Source organism: Pseudodonghicola xiamenensis DSM 18339, assembly GCF_000429365.1.
Classification (GTDB): domain Bacteria; phylum Pseudomonadota; class Alphaproteobacteria; order Rhodobacterales; family Rhodobacteraceae; genus Pseudodonghicola; species Pseudodonghicola xiamenensis.
The window spans coordinates 41,443-57,966 of the sequence record NZ_AUBS01000018.1 but is presented as its reverse complement, the minus strand read 5'-3'; the positions used below and the strand labels follow the sequence as shown (position 1 = coordinate 57,966).

13 protein-coding genes are annotated in these 16,524 nt (G+C 61.6%); 4 read left to right on the top strand and 9 right to left on the bottom strand.

Features of this window, described 5'->3' with window-relative positions:
- Positions 1–11: 11 nt before the first annotated feature.
- Together G455_RS0114790 and G455_RS0114785 are read left to right on the top strand one after the other, a co-directional pair.
- Complete coding sequence (locus G455_RS0114790; RefSeq protein WP_205620479.1) at positions 12–764, top strand: SDR family NAD(P)-dependent oxidoreductase; 753 nt, start codon at positions 12–14, stop codon at positions 762–764.
- Between the two features lie 77 nt (positions 765–841).
- Positions 842–2,062 carry an ABC transporter substrate-binding protein gene (locus G455_RS0114785; RefSeq protein ID WP_028094411.1) on the top strand — a complete coding sequence of 407 codons (1,221 nt, stop codon included), beginning with the start codon at positions 842–844 and terminating at the stop codon, positions 2,060–2,062.
- Between the two features lie 125 nt (positions 2,063–2,187).
- On the opposite strand, the gene G455_RS0114780 is transcribed toward G455_RS0114785, so the two are convergent.
- Positions 2,188–2,754 (bottom strand): recombinase family protein, encoded by a 567-nt coding sequence (locus G455_RS0114780; RefSeq protein WP_028094410.1) that lies wholly within the window; start codon positions 2,752–2,754, stop codon positions 2,188–2,190.
- 140 nt (positions 2,755–2,894) lie between these two features.
- On the opposite strand from G455_RS0114780, the gene G455_RS0114775 reads away from it, so the two are divergent.
- Complete coding sequence (locus tag G455_RS0114775) at positions 2,895–5,846, top strand: Tn3 family transposase (RefSeq protein WP_028094409.1); 2,952 nt, start codon at positions 2,895–2,897, stop codon at positions 5,844–5,846.
- 319 nt (positions 5,847–6,165) lie between these two features.
- On the opposite strand, the gene G455_RS24230 is transcribed toward G455_RS0114775, so the two are convergent.
- From G455_RS24230 to lysA, 8 genes are all read right to left on the bottom strand, one after another.
- Entirely contained in the window at positions 6,166–7,779 is a 1,614-nt protein-coding gene (locus tag G455_RS24230; RefSeq protein ID WP_051312534.1) for a D-aminopeptidase, read from the bottom strand.
- A gap of 9 nt (positions 7,780–7,788) precedes the next feature.
- Positions 7,789–8,298 (bottom strand): L,D-transpeptidase family protein, encoded by a 510-nt coding sequence (locus tag G455_RS0114765; protein WP_028094408.1) that lies wholly within the window; start codon positions 8,296–8,298, stop codon positions 7,789–7,791.
- An 11-nt stretch (positions 8,299–8,309) separates the two neighbouring features.
- A complete protein-coding gene (locus G455_RS0114760; protein ID WP_028094407.1) occupies positions 8,310–9,281 on the bottom strand; it encodes an ABC transporter ATP-binding protein in 972 nt (323 codons plus the stop codon).
- A complete protein-coding gene (locus G455_RS24225) occupies positions 9,278–10,294 on the bottom strand; it encodes an ABC transporter ATP-binding protein (RefSeq protein WP_051312533.1) in 1,017 nt (338 codons plus the stop codon). Before G455_RS24225 ends, G455_RS0114760 begins: the two co-directional genes overlap by 4 nt.
- 5 nt (positions 10,295–10,299) lie before the next feature.
- A complete protein-coding gene (locus G455_RS0114750; protein ID WP_028094406.1) occupies positions 10,300–11,190 on the bottom strand; it encodes an ABC transporter permease in 891 nt (296 codons plus the stop codon).
- Complete coding sequence (locus G455_RS0114745; RefSeq protein WP_268246085.1) at positions 11,187–12,119, bottom strand: ABC transporter permease; 933 nt, start codon at positions 12,117–12,119, stop codon at positions 11,187–11,189. The genes G455_RS0114750 and G455_RS0114745 overlap by 4 nt, the downstream gene beginning before the upstream one ends.
- A 111-nt stretch (positions 12,120–12,230) precedes the next feature.
- Entirely contained in the window at positions 12,231–13,805 is a 1,575-nt protein-coding gene (locus G455_RS0114740; protein ID WP_205620477.1) for an ABC transporter substrate-binding protein, read from the bottom strand.
- A gap of 149 nt (positions 13,806–13,954) precedes the next feature.
- Positions 13,955–15,304 carry a diaminopimelate decarboxylase gene (gene lysA / locus G455_RS0114735; protein WP_084437090.1) on the bottom strand — a complete coding sequence of 450 codons (1,350 nt, stop codon included), beginning with the start codon at positions 15,302–15,304 and terminating at the stop codon, positions 13,955–13,957.
- A 139-nt stretch (positions 15,305–15,443) separates the two neighbouring features.
- Here lysA and G455_RS24220 point away from each other — a divergent pair, with 139 nt between their 5' ends.
- Positions 15,444–16,400, top strand: a complete 957-nt coding sequence (locus G455_RS24220; RefSeq protein WP_051312532.1) for a LysR family transcriptional regulator — start codon at positions 15,444–15,446, stop codon at positions 16,398–16,400.
- Positions 16,401–16,524 lie beyond the last annotated feature (124 nt).

Genomic DNA, 16,524 nt, shown 5'->3' with positions numbered 1-16,524 from the left:
AAATGAATCAAATGGATAAGAGAATCATTCTTGTCACCGGTGCGGGCATCGGCATTGGGCGCGCCGCCGCGTTGGCCTTTGCGGCCGGTGGCGACCACGTGATTGTCACCGATGTGCTCGAAACCGAAGGCCAGGCCGTTGTTGCCGAGATCGCGGCCGCCGGTGGCAGCGCCGAGTTTCAGCCGTTGAACGTGCGCTCGACCGAAGCGGCGGATACGCTGATCGCAGAGCTGAACCGGCGGTTCGGCGGGCTCAATGTGATCGTCGCCAATGCGGGGATCGCGCTGCGTGTGCCGATGTCCGAGATGACCGACGAGAAGTGGCATGAAACCCTCGACGTCGATCTCTACGGCATGATGCGGGTGATCCGTCCGGCGCTGCCGGCGATGAAGGAAGGCGCGTCGATCATTTGCCTGTCCTCCATCATGGGCACGAATTACGGCTGGGACGAACATGTCCATTATTCCACCGCGAAGGCGGGGGTCATCGGCATGATCCGCGGGCTGGCTGTTGAATATGCTGCCCGGGGTATCCGGGTGAACGGTGTCGCTCCCGGCTATATCCGTACCGCGCAGCTGCTCAATCCGGGGCACAGCCTGGGACCGGACGCCGCCGATATCGCCTCTCCCTACATCCCGATGCAGCGACTGGGCGAGCCTGCCGAGATCGCCAATGTCATCAAGTTTCTCGCCTCCTCCGATGCCTCCTACCTCACCGGTCAGGTCATCACCGTGGACGGGGGGCTGACCCCCGGCCGCTATTGAGGTCGCCAATGAGGGGCGATCAACGCCCCCGCATTCCACTCAATGTCACCACGTCATCAACAGGGAAAGAAGACATCATGACCTTGAAAACCAACCGCCGCTCGTTCCTGAGGTATGGCGCCGCGGCAGGGGTTGCCGCGTTCGGTGCTGGCCTGCATCCGTGGTCGCGCATGGCCTATGCCGCCAATCTCTCCGCCGAGGAACTGCGCACCACCGGCCTGTCGACCACGGTCCAGGATCGTATTCTCGAGATGTTCAAGGCCGAGAGCGGGGTTGGGGCCGTCTCTGGCACGCCGTCGACCTATCCGGATGCGCAAACCAAGATCCTGTCGGGATCGTCGGATTACGATTGCTGGGAAATTATCGCCGAGCGGCTGCCGGCGTTGATCGCGACCGACAATGTCGAAACCATCCCTGCCTCCGCCCTGTCGAACTGGTCCTCGATCCGCGACACCTTCACCAAGACCAACCCGAAATGGGACGCGCGGGCGCAAATCTCCGGCCAGATCTGGGCCGATGAGGCGCAGACCGAGCTTTTCATGGTGCCGGCGGTCTACAATTACGACTCGATTGGCTACAATCCCGAGGTGCTGAGCGCCGAAGAAGCCAATACCTGGACCGCCATCTTCGATGAGAAGTGGCAGGGCAAATCCGGCCTGAACGTCGATCCGCTGATCGCCATCGGTCAGGCCATCCTGGCGATGAATTCTCTGGGACTGCTTGAAGCCAAGAACCCCGGCAACCCGACTGCGGCGGAAATCGACGAAGCGGCCAAATTCCTGATCGCGAAGAAGAAGGCCGGCCAGTTCCGCGCGCTCTGGGGCGATTTCGGCGAATTGGTGAACCTGATGGCCTCGGGCGAAATGGTGGTCTGTGACGCCTGGCAACCGGCCGTCATGGCGGTGAAGGCGCAGGGCAAACCGGCGAAATACGCCACCCCGAAAGAGGGCTATCGCGGCTGGGCCATCGGGCCGTCGATGCTCAAGGGCACGCCGAACCGCGAGGCGGTGATTGCCTATGCCAACTTCTGGCTGTCCGGCGAACCGGGGATCACGGTGACCGAGCAGGGTTATTATTCCCCCTCGACCAACATCAAGGACGTGATGGACCCGGATAAATATGCCTTCTGGTACGAAGGCCAGCCGTGGAAAGGCGCTGCCGAACGCGGCATCAACCCGGGCGATTTGCGTGATGGTGGATCGCTGGAAGAGCGCGCTGCCAATGTCGCCTACTGGCACCAATGGCCGGATGAATACGATCACCTGATCATGCGCTGGGACGAGTTCCTGAACGCCTGATCCGCTTTGGAACGGACGGCGCCCCCGGGAAATGCCGTCCGTTCCCCCTCTTCACGACTTACTGGGCCCCATCGGAAGGTTTCTTCGTAGAACCACGCTAAGGAAGAACGAAGCATAAACATGGCTTATGGTGTGGTGTTTCTGATCACCTTGTAAGCTGTTGATCTGCCTATGCCGAGGTGTTTTGCGGCCTGGGCGACGGATTTTCCGGCGCTGACGAGATCTTGAAGGGCTGAGATTGTCTCGGGCTGCAATGGCGGCCGCCCCGGGGTGCGGCCATGCTTTCGAGCGTTGATCAGGCCGTCTTTGGTGCGCTCTGAGATCAGGCGGCGCTCGAAATGCGCAATGGCCCCGAAGACGTGGAATACGAGTTCGCCAGCGGCGGATGTCGTGTCGATCCGCTCCTCAAGGCTGATCAGATTGATCTCTCTGGCCTTGAGGTCATCGACGGATTCCAGAAGCTCTTTGAGCGAGCGGCCCAAGCGATCTAGGCGGATGACAGCGAGAGTATCGTTGGGCCTGGCCTGATCAAGCAAGGCCGCCAGACCGGGCCGGTTGAACGTCTTGCCGGAGATCACGTCTTCGAACACGCGAATGGCACCGTGTTGCAGCAGTCGGTCTTTTTGGCCGGACAGGTCTTGGTCGGCGGTTGAGACCCTTGCGTATCCGAGGATGTCGCCGGTGCGTGGCATGGTGTCTCCAAAACGACCGTTTTGTAGCCTGACTTCACGTGATCGCTGTGATCCTGAATTGGCGCAGCAAATCTGTCTTTTTATTGGTCTCTATAATATTCGAGGTCTTCAAACTTGCAACTACGTTTTGAGGACACTTTATGGCCCGCCGACTACTTTCTTCCCGCGCGCATGCAGACCTCTTCGAGGTGCTGACGGATCCTGATGCTTTGATCCGCCATTATCTGCTGAGCCGGGACGACATTGACCTGATCCGTACCCGACGTCGCGCCGAAAACCTCCTTGGTGTCGCGGTGCATATTTGTCTGCTGCGCTACCCGGGCTTCGGGTGGAGCGACGGCATCATGCCGCCAGCGGAACTGATCGCTTGGCTTGCTGAACAGCTTCAGGTGGAGGCCTGTACTCTCGACGATTATGCCATCAGGCGGAATACGCGGCACGAACATCATGCCCTCGCGATGCGCCACTTGGGGCTTTCCCCTTTCGGACCTGAACATGTGCAGCAAGCGGAGGATATCGCCACGATGGCGGCCTTCGCGACGGATCACGGCGTGAAGATTGTTGAGACGCTGGTTGCGGAGCTGCGCAAGCAGCATCTGGTGTTACCGAGCGTGGACACGCTTGAGCGTCTTGCCCTGAAAGGGCGGGCACGCGCCCGGCGCGAGGCTGCCGCAGCGCTGTTTGATGCTCTCTCTCCGGGTCAACGTGTCCAGTTGCAGGCGCTCTTGGTCAACGATCCATCTGTTGGGCAAACGCGGCTCACGTGGCTGCGTGGCTATCCGCATTCCGCCAGCCCGGCCAGCATGACCGCGCTTCTGGATCGCCTGAAATATCTGCGATCGCTGAACATGCCGCCAAACCTTGGGCACGGCCTCCACCCTGACCGGCTGCTCAAGTTCGCGCGCGAGGGCGCTGTGGCGCCTGTGAGCTTGCTGAACGATTTTGGTGAACGGCGGCGGATCGCTACGGTCGCGGCGCAGATGGCGGATTTATCCATCACGCTCACCGATGCGACGATCGCCATGTTCGAGCGACTGACCGGCCAGCTCTTCTCAAGATCCCGCAATCGCCAGGAGGAGGTCTGGCGTATGGGCAAGACCAAGGTTGGCAAGCTGATGCAGCTCTTCGGCGCGTCCATTGATGCCATGGCCCGCGCACAAGATTTGGGGCAAGATCCCTTTGCTGCGTTGGATGCGGATGTCGGGTGGGAAACGCTCTTGGGCAAGCGTGACGAAATCGCTGGCTTTGGAGAGCTGGCAACCAGTGATCCGCTCGCTCTGGCGGCTGAGCGCTATGTCTATATGCGCAAGTTTGCCCCGGCCTTCCTTGAAGCGTTCGAGTTCAATGCCACCGATGCGGGGGATGACCTCAAGGAGGCAATTGCCTTGCTGCGCGACCAAAACCGCACAGGCAAACGCAAGTTGCCCGACGATCCTCCCATGCCGTTCGCGGCCAAGCATTGGCCATCGCTGATCATTCAGGATGGTCAGCCACAACGGCGCGTGTACGAGACTGCGGTTGTGTCAACCTTGCGAGAGCGCCTGCGCGCCGGGGATGTCTGGGTTGACGGCAGTCGTGATTATCGCCGGTTCGACAGCTACCTGAAGCCCCGGGACAAAGCCGAAATCATCATGCGGGACGCGGGATTCGAAACCGATCCAGACGCATGGTTGTCTGACCGGCGGGCTACGCTGGCGAAACGCCTTGAGCAAGTTGACCGCGCCCTGAAGCGCAATGCGCTCCCTGGTGTCCGCATTGAACACGGGCGGTTGAAGATTACGCCGCATGACGCGGTCACACCGCCCGCAGCGATGCGTTTGGAACGGGCGATCGATGCCGTGATGCCGCGCATCCGCATCACGGAGTTGCTCTGGGAGGTGAATGCGCAGACCGGGTTCCTTGATGCCTTCACCGACCTGCGGTCTGGCAAGCAGCACGATGAACCCGCCGCCGTTCTGGCCACGATCCTGGCCGGGGCCACCAATCTTGGTCTCGAGCGGATGGCGCATGCCTCATCGCGCGTCAGCCATGCGCAGCTGACCTGGGCGCAGACATGGTACCTTCGGCCGGAGACATTCGCGGATGCCTTGGGCCGTATCGTCGACGCCCATCATGGCCTGCCCTTTGCGCAGCACTGGGGCGCGGTGGAGCACAGCTCATCGGATGGGCAGTTCTTCGCTGCCAATCGTGGCAGTGGGCTCATCAACGCCAAATACGGACCCGATCCCGGCCTGAAGATCTACTCCTTCTTGTCGGGTCAGTACGGATCGTTCCATTCCAGTGTCATCGGGGCGACCGCAGGCGAAGCCCCCTTCGTGCTTGATGGCCTCCTGAGCAATCCGGCCAGCTTCGACCCTCTTGTGCATTACACAGATACCGGTGGCGTATCGGACCACGTCTTCGCCCTGTTCCATCTCTTGGGGATGACATTCGCCCCGCGCTTGCGCGACTTTCCCGACCGGCGGCTGGCATGCTTCGGAAGCGCGAAGGCGTGGCCCACCCTGTCATCCCTCATCGGGAAGCCCATCAACGAAGAAGTGATCCGGCAGCATTGGGGTGACATCATGCGTCTCGCCGCCAGCATCCGCGACAAGTCTCTCAAACCGTCTGAAATCCTGCGCAAGCTTGGAGCGTACCGCCAGCAAAACCGGCTCTACCTTGCCTTGGGTGAAATCGGCCGGATCGAGCGCACGCTCTTCATGCTCGACTGGATCGAAAACGCCGACCTGCGCATGGAATGCCACGCAGGCCTCAACAAGGGTGAAGCGCGACACTCGCTGGCTCGGGCCGTCTTTGCCCACTCACAAGGGCGCATTCATGATCGCTCTGATGCCGCCCAACAGAAGCGGGCCATGGCGCTCAACCTCGTCATCGCCGCCATCACGTTCTGGAATACGATCTACATGGACAAGGCCGCCAGCCACCTCGCGCAGACCACCCAGATCTACGACGTCAAGCTGCTTCCTCACACATCGCCCCTCGGGTGGGAGCACGTCATTCTATCCGGCGACTTCGATTGGCATTCTGGAGCCGCAGACCGCAAAATTGCGCGACCACTGAACATCAGGCCAGCCAGAGACTGGGGAACCTGATTGTGTTCGCTGAAAGTTCTTCCTTAGCGTGGTTCTACGAAGAAACCTTCCGATGGGGCCAGGATGCCTTGGTGCTGCCGGAGACCGGGGCGCTCCGTAACTCCCCGTTATTCTGATGACCGCTTTTCAGATTCCCACCATCTGGCCGCGTGCTAAAGAGTATGCTGCGCGGGGGATGCTGGAAAAACCCTGTAACGCGGAAGGCTTGCTGAGGCCCCTGAGGTAGAGGGAAAGGCGATAGCCCAGCAGCAGAGGCCGTTTGCGCTTGGCATTCGTGTCGCACCGGCGCCGGACTGGTGACGTCGGTGCGATGGTCCGATTACCGTAGAGGGGTGGCTCCTGCCGCAGGGCAGGTTTCACTCGCCGGCGGCTCCTCCAGCACATGATACTCGATATTGCGCGCCAGCCAGCAGCCGAGCGTCAGCCCGGTGATCCGGCCATTTTCGTCCCGACGGATGCGCAGGGTCCATTCGCCTGGCGGGGCGGCATCCATCGCCCGCCGGGTGGTGACTGACCACAGGTCGGCCGCCAGCGGATACATCCGCTCCATCGGACCGGTCCCGAGCATGCCGTGAAAGGCGATGTAGCTCGCGCCATCGCGGGCCTCGATCGTCAGTTCTGCCTCGATATCGTCCGAGCGATAGCGACCGGAGATTTCCTGACCGTCGGCCCAGTCAACGGGCGACAGGGCAGGGGCCTCGACATGCAAATTCTCCCCCGGGCGGTCCATTCGCAGCCGGTCGCCGTCGCGGTACAGACGGAGCCCCCGGCCCTCGGCGCTGCCATCGGGCATGGGGCGCAGCAGGGACGGAGAGGTGGCATAGTCAAGCCTGACCCCGGTCGGGCGATCGACAGTCCGGATCAGGAGTGAACTCTCCTCATCCAGCCAGAGCCCATTCCAACCCTGGGCCGGGCCGGGCGTTTCACCGATCTTGCATCCCAGCGCCGCCTCCATCAGCGACCAGGCTGCCCGCATGGCGCTGGCTTCATGGTTGAACATGACGACAACCGACAGCCGTTCCGCGGCGACATGCAACCGGAAGGAGGCGAAGCCGCGCAATCCGCCGCCGTGGCTTGTCACCTCATAGCCCGCGAGCACATCGCGGCGCAGACCATAACCATAGCTGGCGGGGGTCCCGTCGGCGAAGGCAACCGGTACGCAGAGGCGGTTGTAAAGCCCGTCCGCCATGTCGCGGGTCGCGTCGATATGGCATTCCCAGGCCAGCATATCGTCGAGCGAGGCCGCCACGCCGGAATCGCCGAACCAGTAGACGCCACTTTTCGCGGGCAAAAAGCCCACCTCGTCGTTGCCCTCATAGCCCACCACACCGTCGGCGGGGGTACGGGTATCGGCGGCCAGCGTCGCGGTTTTCATGCCGGCGGGGCCGAAAATGCGCTCTTGCAGCAGTTCGGCAAAGTCGCGCCCGGTGGCGCGTCGGATCAGCTCGGCCAGCAGCCGGAAATTGCCGTTGCTGTAGGAATACATCGTGCCGGGGGCAAAATGCCCGCCCTTCGCCTGACCGAGCAGGCGCAGCCCGTCGGCTTCGGTAAAGAGCCCTTCCGGCTCCGCCCCCTGAAGAACGGTTAGCGCCCAGTAATCACGCAGGCCCGATTGGTTGTGGCAAAGCTGCGCGACGCTGGGAAGCGGGCCCTTATGGTTCGGCAACAGATCGGACAGCAACGGCTCCAGCGGCTCGGTCCCGCCGAAAAGATCGAGAAGTAACGCACAGGTCAGATGTTTCGACATCGAACAGATCGGCAACCGCGTCTGCGCGGTCATCGGCAGATGCCGGTACATATCGGCAAAGCCCCAGGCCCGGCGGGCGATCACTTGCCCATCCTTGACGACGCCCGCAACCCCCGCCGGCCCGCGATGGGCCGCAGGCAAAAGGGCCAACGCGCGCTCCAGCGCGGTCATGTCGATTTCGGTCATGATATGTCTCTAAGCCTGGAAACAGAGCCGGGTGTCAGGCCCGGCCAGCGACAGGAATTCCAGCAAATCCTCGCGCGACAGCGCGGCACAGCCGGCGGTTGGCGAATAGCCGGGGCGGGCGATATGCAGAAAGATCGCACTGCCGGCGCCAGGCACCACCGGATTGTCGTTCTGTCCCAGCACCACGACGATGTCATAGAGCGCATCTTCGCGCCACATTTCCTCGTGGCTGGCATCGAATGGCAGGCGGACAAGGCGGTTGTAATCGGGGTGATCGGCTGCGTCGCACCAGCCATCCTGGCGGTCAGTCACCTGGCAGGGGAAGGCATCGCTCGGCGCGTGATCCAGCCGGTCGGCACGATAGAATATGCGCCGGATCGGCCAGCAGCCGATCGGGCTGACGCCATCGCCTTCGGCAAGCTTTTGCCCGATTCCGCTGCGTCCAACGGCGCAGGGCCAGGTCTTGTCTCCGAAACTGGCCAGATGGCCGTCGGGGCCCGGTTTCACGATCAGATCCAAGGTGATCTCCTTCAGGCTTCCAGCGGGAAATGGCAGGCAACGGTACGCGTGCCTTGCGTCTGCGGTTCTGGATCCTCGGTCCGGCAAATATCCTGCGCAAAGGGGCAGCGGGTGTGGAACCGGCAGCCGTTCGGCATATCCATCGGACTGGGAATTTCGCCCTTGAGAATAGGGCGTTCACGGCTGCGCTGATGCGGATCGGCGCGCGGCACGGCAGAGATCAGGAACATCGTATAGGGATGTTTCGGGGCCGAGAAGATTTCTTCCGTCGTACCGACCTCGACCAGACGGCCGAGAAACATGACACCGACGCGATCTGCAAACTGGCGCACCACGCTGAGATCATGGGTGATGAAGAAATAGGTCAGCTTCAGCTCGTCCTGGAGGTCGCGCAGCAGGTTCAGAACCTGCGCCTGGATCGACACGTCCAACGCCGAGACGGATTCATCGCAGACCACGAAATCCGGATTGTTCGCCAATGCCCGGGCGATACCGATGCGTTGGCGCTGCCCGCCCGAGAACTGATGCGGGTAGCTGCGCAGATATTGCCGGCGCAGGCCGACCATCTCGAGCAGTGCGGCGCAGCGTTCGCGGATCTCGGCGGCTGAGCCATAGCCGTGGGCGCGCAGGGGCTCTGCCAGGATCTGTTCGATCCGCATGCGCGGATTGAGCGAGGCATAGGGATCCTGGAACACGACCTGCAATTTCTTGCGAAGTGCCCGCATGCCCTTTTCGTCCAGCGTGGTCAGTTCCTGTCCACGATAGTTGATCTCGCCGCCGCTGGGTTCCTGCAGCCGCAACATGATACGGCCCAGCGTGGTCTTGCCGCAGCCAGATTCCCCGACCAAAGCAAAGGTCTCGCGTTCGTGGATGTCGAGAGACACCCCGTCGACGGCGCGCACAATCTGGCCCGCCCCGCCCAGACCGCCGCCCAGATGGTAATGCTTGGTCAGGTTGCGAGCGGAAATGACGATGTCGTTCATGCGGTTTCTCCCTGCGGGTGGGCATCATGCGGCAGATGCAGCCAGCACCGGGCCCCATGGCCGTTGCCCAGATCGGCAAGGCCGGGATCCTTCTGCATGCAGATAGGCATCGCATCGCCGCAGCGCGGCCGGAACCGGCAGCCGCCGGGGAGCTTGGCCAGATTGGGCACCATGCCGGGAATGCTGGGCATCCGGCGCGACAGCCGTTTTTCGGTTGCCTTGGGGATCGAAGCCAGCAGCCCGCGCGTGTAGGGGTGAGAGGGACGTTCGAACAGATCGAAGACATTCGCCTGCTCCACGATCTGGCCCGCATACATCACGTTCACCTCGTCGCACATCTCGGCGATGATGCCGAGATCATGGGTGATCATGATGATCGAAGTGCCGACCCGATCACGCAGATCCAGCATCAACCGCAGGATCTGCGCCTGTGTGGTGACATCGAGCGCCGTGGTCGGTTCGTCCGCGATCAACAGCTTCGGTTCGCAGATCAGCCCCATGGCGATCATGGCGCGTTGCCGCAACCCGCCCGAAAGCTGGTGCGGATAGGCATCGAGCCGCGCCTTGGGATCGGGAATGCCGACCATTTCGAACATCTCCAGCACGCGGGCACGGATCGCCCGCCGCTTCATGCCCTGGTGCACGGCCAGCGGCTCGCCTACCTGTTCCCAGACCTTGCGCACCGGGTTGAGCGAGGTCATGGGCTCCTGAAACACCATGGAGATGTCGCGTCCGCGGAGCTGGCGCAGCCCGTCCTGGCTCAGCCGGGTCAGGTCGGTGCCGTCCAGGTCCATCCGGGTCGCAGTAACCTGACCCCGGGGTTTCGGCACCAACCCCATCAAAGACAGCGCCGTCATGCTCTTGCCGGAGCCGGATTCACCGACCAGCCCGACGATCTTGCCGCGTCCAACGTCGAAGGAAATATCCTCCAGCACGCGCACATGCCCACGATCGCCGCGAAATTCGGTGCGCAGATCGCGCACGCTCAGCACGTTATCGGTTTTCTCGGTCATCGCGATCAGTCCTTCATGGATGGGTCGAGCGCGTCGCGCAGCCCGTCACCGACGAAATTGAAGGCCAGCACGGTCAGCAGGATCGCCACGCCGGGCGCGATCGCCACGACGGGGGCCTGAAACAGGTATTCCTTGCCGCGCGAGACCAGCAGGCCCCAGCTCGCTTCGGGCGGCTGCACGCCCACGCCCAGAAAGCTGAGGCTGGATTCCCACATGATCGCATCGGGGATCGACAGCGAGAAGAGGACGATCAGTGTCGGCACCACATTGGGAAAGATATGGCGGAACATGATCGTCACGCGCGAGGCGCCGTTGGCATGGGCGGCCTCAATGAACTCCTTCTCCTTCAGCGCCAGCGTCTGCGACCGCACCACGCGCGCCACCCCGGCCCAGCCGACCAGCGCCAGGGCCACGAAGATGTTAAAGAGATTGGCGCCAAGCGTATACATCACCACCATCGCCAGCAGCAGCGACGGGAAGGCGATCATCATATCGGCCAGCCGCATGATGACGAAATCGACCTTCCCGCCGATATAGCCGCTCAGCACGCCCATGAAGGTGCCGATGATCAGCGAGATCAGGCTGGGTACGATGCCCACCACCAGCGAAATCCGCGCACCATAGATAATGCGGGTCAGCACATCGCGCCCGAAGTTGTCGGTGCCCAGCCAATAGGTGGTCGAGGGCGGCAGGAACTGTTCATCCAGCGCCATGCGATAGGGATCATGCGGGCTGACGATGGGCGCGAAAATCGCCAGGAACACAAGCAAAGCGACGAAGACGAGCCCCAGCAATGCCATGCGGTTGCGGGCAAAGGCGCGCATCGTGTCGCGCAGCAGGCTGGCTTCTTGGATTTCTTCGACGGTGTCCACGTTCAGATCTGGTGAAACGGTCATGGCTTGCCCCTCCCCATCTGCGACCGAATGCGCGGATCGAGAATTGAATAGAGGATGTCGGCCACCAGGTTTCCGAGGATGACCAGAACGGTTGCGAACAGGACCGAGCCCTGCAACAGCGGCATGTCGCGGGCCTGAATGGCGTTGATCGAAATCCGCCCCACCCCGGGAATGCCGAAGATCGCTTCGGTGATGACGGCACCCGACAGCAGGCTTGCGATCTGGATCGCCATGATCGTCACCACCGGGATCAATGCATTCTTGAGCGCATGTCCGGAAATAACACCCACCTCGCGCAGCCCCTTGGCGCGGGCGGTGCGGATATAATCGTGACGCATCACTTCCAGCAAGCTGGAACGGGTCAACCGCGCGATCACGCCGGCCGAACTCCAGCCCAGCACGATCGCGGGCATGATGACATATTCAAAGCCATAGAAACCCGAAACCGGCAGCCATTTAAGTTTCAGTGCAAAGATGTATTGCATCAGCAGCGCCGACCAGAAGATCGGCATCGACACGCCAAGAAGGGAAAACCCCATGAAGAAGCGGTCGATGAAGGAATCGCGCCGCACTGCCGACAGGATGCCGGCGGGAATGCCGATGATCCATGACACGACCGCCGCACAGGCTGCCAGATAAAGCGTGTTCGGAAAGGCCTTCATGATCAGGCTGGTCACGCTGCGATTGAGCTTGATCGAAGTGCCAAGATCGCCCTGCAACGCGCCGGAGAGAAAGCGGAAGTAGCGGGTCCAGAGCGGATCGTCCAAGTGCATCTGCGCCGTGACACGGGCGATGACCTCAGGGCTGGCGTGTTCCTTCATCAACAGCGCCACCGGGTCGCCGGGGATCACGTTCAGCATGACAAACAGGATTGCCGTGATCCCGATCAAAACCGGAATCGAGACGAGAATTCGTCGAATGGCGAACATTAGCATGGAAAGGGGTGCTCTTGTTGCGACGCCCTCCGGAGACTGCCGGGCGGTCAGCTCCGGAGAGGCGGGAAAGACATGGCGGCGAGGTTGCCCCGCCGCCGTTACGGATTACTCCGCGATTTCCATCTTGTAATAGTTCATGTCGCTCCAGCCGTTCCACGGAACGACGAAGTTCTTGACGCGCGGCTGCACCACATAGCTGTGGTCCAGGCTGAAGAGCGGCACCCAGGCGGCATCGGTCTGTACGATCCGTTCCCCCAGCTCGCGATACAGCGCGCAACGTGCCTCCGGATCGGTCATGCTGCGGGCTTTCTCGATGCCGTCGAACACCTCCTGGTCCATGTTGTTGAAGGCGCGCACCTTGGTCCCCGGTTCAGAGAAGAAGGTGTAGAAGAAGTTGTCGGGATCGTTGAAGTCGGCAGACCACGATTGCGTATAGGCATCAATCGCCCCGGCCTTGCGCTGTGCGAAATAGGCGGCTTCATCCATGGTCTTGATCTTGACCGTGAACCCGGCCTCGGCAGCCTGAGCCTGGATGATCTGGTTCATGTCCGACCATTTCGACGACCAGCTGCTGACCTGCGCCAGGGTGATCTCCACGCCATCCGGATAGCCGGCCTCGGCCAGCAGTTCCTTGGCCTTGGCCGGGTTGTATTCGATCGGTGTTGCCGGCTCATAGCAGCTCAGGCCGCGGGGCATCACGCCGTTTTCAAGCTGCCCTTTGCCATAGAAGTTCTTTTCCAGGATCTGTTCGCGGTTGATGGCCATCTGGAAGGCCTTGCGCACGCGCACATCGTCGAAGGGCTTAATTGCCTGGTTGATGTGGTAATAGTACATGCCGACGCGCGGACCGCTCCGGATCTGGTCCTTCCAAGTGTCGCTGGCATAGAAGTAAGGCGTTTGCGACGAGGCATAGTCCATGTCGAAAACGTCGATCTCATCGGTCTCGAACAAGAGCCGCAGGGTCTCGGAATCCGAGATCACCCGGATCAGGATCCGGTCGAGCTTGGGGGCGCCACGGAAATAGTCCTTGTTCGCGACCAGCATCTGGCTGTCGTTCAGCTCATAGCTTTGCAGGATGAACGGGCCGGTGCCGTTGGTGGTTTCCGGGGTGAGCCCGAATTGATCGCCCGCCGCTTCGGTGAAGGCGCGGTTATAGATCGAAGCCTGGGGGCTGGCCATCAGGGCGAGAAAGGCAGCATAGGGCTGCGACAGGGTGAGCTGAACCGTGTATTTGTCGATTGCGTTCAGGCCGGTGACCGTATCGGCCTTGCCATCCAGACGGTCCTGTGCGCCGGCAACGAAATTGAGGATATCGGTGCCAAGCGCCCGGGTCTCGGGGTTCAGCATGCGATCGAAGGTATAGACGACATCATCGGCCGTCAGTTCGGCGCCGTCGTGAAACTTCACGCCTTGCCGCAGATGGAAGGTATAGACCAGACCATCGTCCGAGACTTCCCAGCTTTCGGCCAGACCCGGCACCAGCGCCGAGGTGCCCGGACCGGTGGTTTCGGCTTCGATAAGACGGTCATAGACGTTCAACGGCAGCGTGTAATAGTCCGTCGTCATCTGCACATCAGCGGATTTCGGATCGTCGGTATAGGAAATGCGCAGCATTTGGTCCGCGATCGCCGGCGACATAAGCGCGAGGCTCGCGATACCGGACGCAAGCAGAAGTCTCACCTTGTTCTTCATATTTCCCTCGATGGTCTATTTTCTAGGTTTCATTATTTCGGGTGCCCGGAATGTCATGTCGTGTCACGGGGACACTGTCGTTGCGGCGCCTGGAGCTGCAAAAAATGCAGATATTCCGCAAGACACATGCGCATGATTTACTCCGCAACATTTACCCCATTTGCTGCAGCCACCCAGTCAGACGGCTTTTCCAGCTCCAGGAACAGATCCATTTCAGCACGTTTCCGGATCAACCGGAAACGGCCATCGTCAACCATGACCTCGGGCACCAGCGGCCGCGAGTTATAGGTTGAAGACATCGTCGCACCATATGCGCCGGCGCTGCCGAACACCAGCAGATCGCCGGGTTCCAGCGGGCCCAGGTTCGGATAGCTTCCGAAATCGTCGGAACTCTCGCAAACCGGACCGACAAGGCGCCAGGCAGGCCCAGAACCCGGGCGCGGTGCATGGATGGGAACCGCCGCGTGGTGGGCGTCATAGAGGGCAGGGCGCATCAGATCGTTCATCGCGGCGTCGATCACCGCGAAATCGGCGCCCGACGATTCCTTGAGATAGGTCACCTCGGTCACCAGCACACCGGCGGGTGCCGCCAGCCAGCGCCCCGGTTCGATGTTCAGCGCACAGCCCAGATCGCCGACGGTTTCGGCGATGGTCCGGGCATAAGCTTCCAGATCAGGGGCCGGCTCGGTTTCCGATCCGATACCCAACCCGCCGCCCAAATCCAACCGTGCGACTGTCAGCCCGGCGTCCCGCAGCTCTCGCACCAGATCGGCCAGCGCCGACCAGGCCCGCTGGAAGGGCGCCAGCGACTGGATTTGTGAACCGATATGGACCGCGAGCCCGAGAACCTCGAGCCCGGGCATCGCACTGGCCCGGGCGTAGAGCGCGGGAATTTCGCCGATGGCGATGCCGAACTTGCTGTCCTTGCGCGCGGTGGTGATCTTGGCATGGGTGCCGGCGTCGACATCCGGGTTCACCCGCAGAGCAACCGGCGCGCGCAGCCCCATCGCATGGGCGATTTCGGCAACGGTCTCCAGCTCGGCCACGGATTCGATGTTGATCTGATGAAGGCCAACCTCCAGCGCGCGGCGGATTTCGTCACGGGTTTTGCCCACGCCGGAAAAGATGATCCGCTCGGCGGGGGTGCCAGCGGCGAGCGCCCGCTCCATCTCACCGCCCGAGACGATATCCATGCCACAGCCCAGACGGGCGAATTCGGCCAATACGTTCAGATTGCTGTTGGCCTTCACCGCGAAGCAGACCGACACCCCGACAGGAGAGACCGCCGCCGCCAGGGCGGTATAGCGCTGCCGCAACACGCTGGCGGAGTAGCAATAGAAGGGCGTGCCCACTTCAACCGCGATTTGGCTGAGCGCGACACCATCGGCGCATAGTGTTCCGTTACGCCGATCCAACCAGCCGGAGAAGGCTGGTGCCTGAGAGGGAACGGTCGCGGCTGTGGGCAAGAGAGACGTCGCTGCGGGCATGACAAAATCGTGTAATAGTTGTGATAATTTCAACATTTCAGATCGTTTTATGTATTCTAAATAATTTTTGTGTCATTCTTATTCACATTTGATATGACAAATGCCGTCGGAGGAGCGCGTTCATCAAAGGAGGGCCGGGATGCGGCTCAGTCAGCGACAGATCGACCTGTTCAACGCAATCATGATTCACAAGAGCATGACGGCCGCCGCAGCCGTTCTCGGCACGTCGCAGCCGACCATCAGCCGGGAAATCCGCGAGATGGAACGACGCATCGGCTTCGACCTGTTTCTCCGGTTCGGCAAACGTCTAACGCCCACCAATCAGGCAGTATTGCTGCACGAAACCGTGCGGCGGTCCTTCATCGGGCTGGATGAAATCAGTCGCGCGGCCTCGGCCATCCGGTCGCATAATGCTGCGAACTTCCGGATCGCCAGCATTCCGGCGCATGCGGAATCGGTCATCCCTCGGGTGATCCAGCGGTTTCTGCACGCCCGGCCGGCGGTGCTGTTTTCGATCCATTCGCACGAGGAGCCGTCACTGCGCCACGAGATGACCACGCAGGCCTTCGATCTCAGCCTGACCGAAAGCCAGTTCGAACGCGAAGGCGCGACGACCGAGACGATCCATGTTGGTGACATGGTTTGCGTCCTGCCGCTGGAACACCCGCTGGCCGGCAAGACGATGCTGACTCCGTCCGATTTCGAAGGCCAACCGTTCATCTACTTCGGGCAGAACGACCCCTATCGGCACAAGCTGGACGAAATCTTTTCAGCTGCCGGGGTGACGCGGGACTATGCCGCCGAGACCACGACTGCGGCCAGCGTGTGCGCCATGGTCGCCGCAGGTGTCGGGGTATCGGTGATCAACCCGCTGACCGCCGCCAGCCAGGCGCCGCGCAACGTCGCGTTTCGCCGGCTGAGCGTGTCGGTCCCCTATCTGCTGTCGATCTGGCGGCCAGCCCACAGCACCCGCACCGCGCGGGCAGACAAGTTCGTCGCGACCCTGCGCGAGGTGGTGGCGGAAATGTCGGAAACGCTTCAGCTCGCGCTGGAACCACAGGCGCCGCATGGTGTCCAAGCAAATCGGAACAGCTGAAAAGGGCGGAAAGTTTCCGGGAAAACCCGGAAAATTCGCAACACCGCGCATGAAGAATTCCAGGCCCTGACCGATTTCGAAATGGGCCTTTGCGATTGCCCGGTGCGTTGGAGCGGCTTGCGAA

Excerpts from the sequence above, each read along its gene's own strand:
- G455_RS0114750 (WP_028094406.1), bottom strand. The coding sequence starts at position 11,190 with ATGACCGTTTCACCAGATCTGAACGTGGACACCGTCGAAGAAATCCAA.
- G455_RS0114780 (WP_028094410.1), bottom strand. The coding sequence starts at position 2,754 with ATGCCACGCACCGGCGACATCCTCGGATACGCAAGGGTCTCAACCGCC.
- G455_RS24230 (WP_051312534.1), bottom strand. The coding sequence starts at position 7,779 with ATGACCGAAATCGACATGACCGCGCTGGAGCGCGCGTTGGCCCTTTTG.
- G455_RS24225 (WP_051312533.1), bottom strand. The coding sequence starts at position 10,294 with ATGACCGAGAAAACCGATAACGTGCTGAGCGTGCGCGATCTGCGCACC.
- lysA (WP_084437090.1), bottom strand. The coding sequence starts at position 15,304 with ATGCCCGCAGCGACGTCTCTCTTGCCCACAGCCGCGACCGTTCCCTCT.
- G455_RS0114760 (WP_028094407.1), bottom strand. The coding sequence starts at position 9,281 with ATGAACGACATCGTCATTTCCGCTCGCAACCTGACCAAGCATTACCAT.
- G455_RS0114775 (WP_028094409.1), top strand. The coding sequence starts at position 2,895 with ATGGCCCGCCGACTACTTTCTTCCCGCGCGCATGCAGACCTCTTCGAG.
- G455_RS0114785 (WP_028094411.1), top strand. The coding sequence starts at position 842 with ATGACCTTGAAAACCAACCGCCGCTCGTTCCTGAGGTATGGCGCCGCG.
- G455_RS24220 (WP_051312532.1), top strand. The coding sequence starts at position 15,444 with ATGCGGCTCAGTCAGCGACAGATCGACCTGTTCAACGCAATCATGATT.
- G455_RS0114790 (WP_205620479.1), top strand. The coding sequence starts at position 12 with ATGGATAAGAGAATCATTCTTGTCACCGGTGCGGGCATCGGCATTGGG.
- G455_RS0114745 (WP_268246085.1), bottom strand. The coding sequence starts at position 12,119 with ATGTTCGCCATTCGACGAATTCTCGTCTCGATTCCGGTTTTGATCGGG.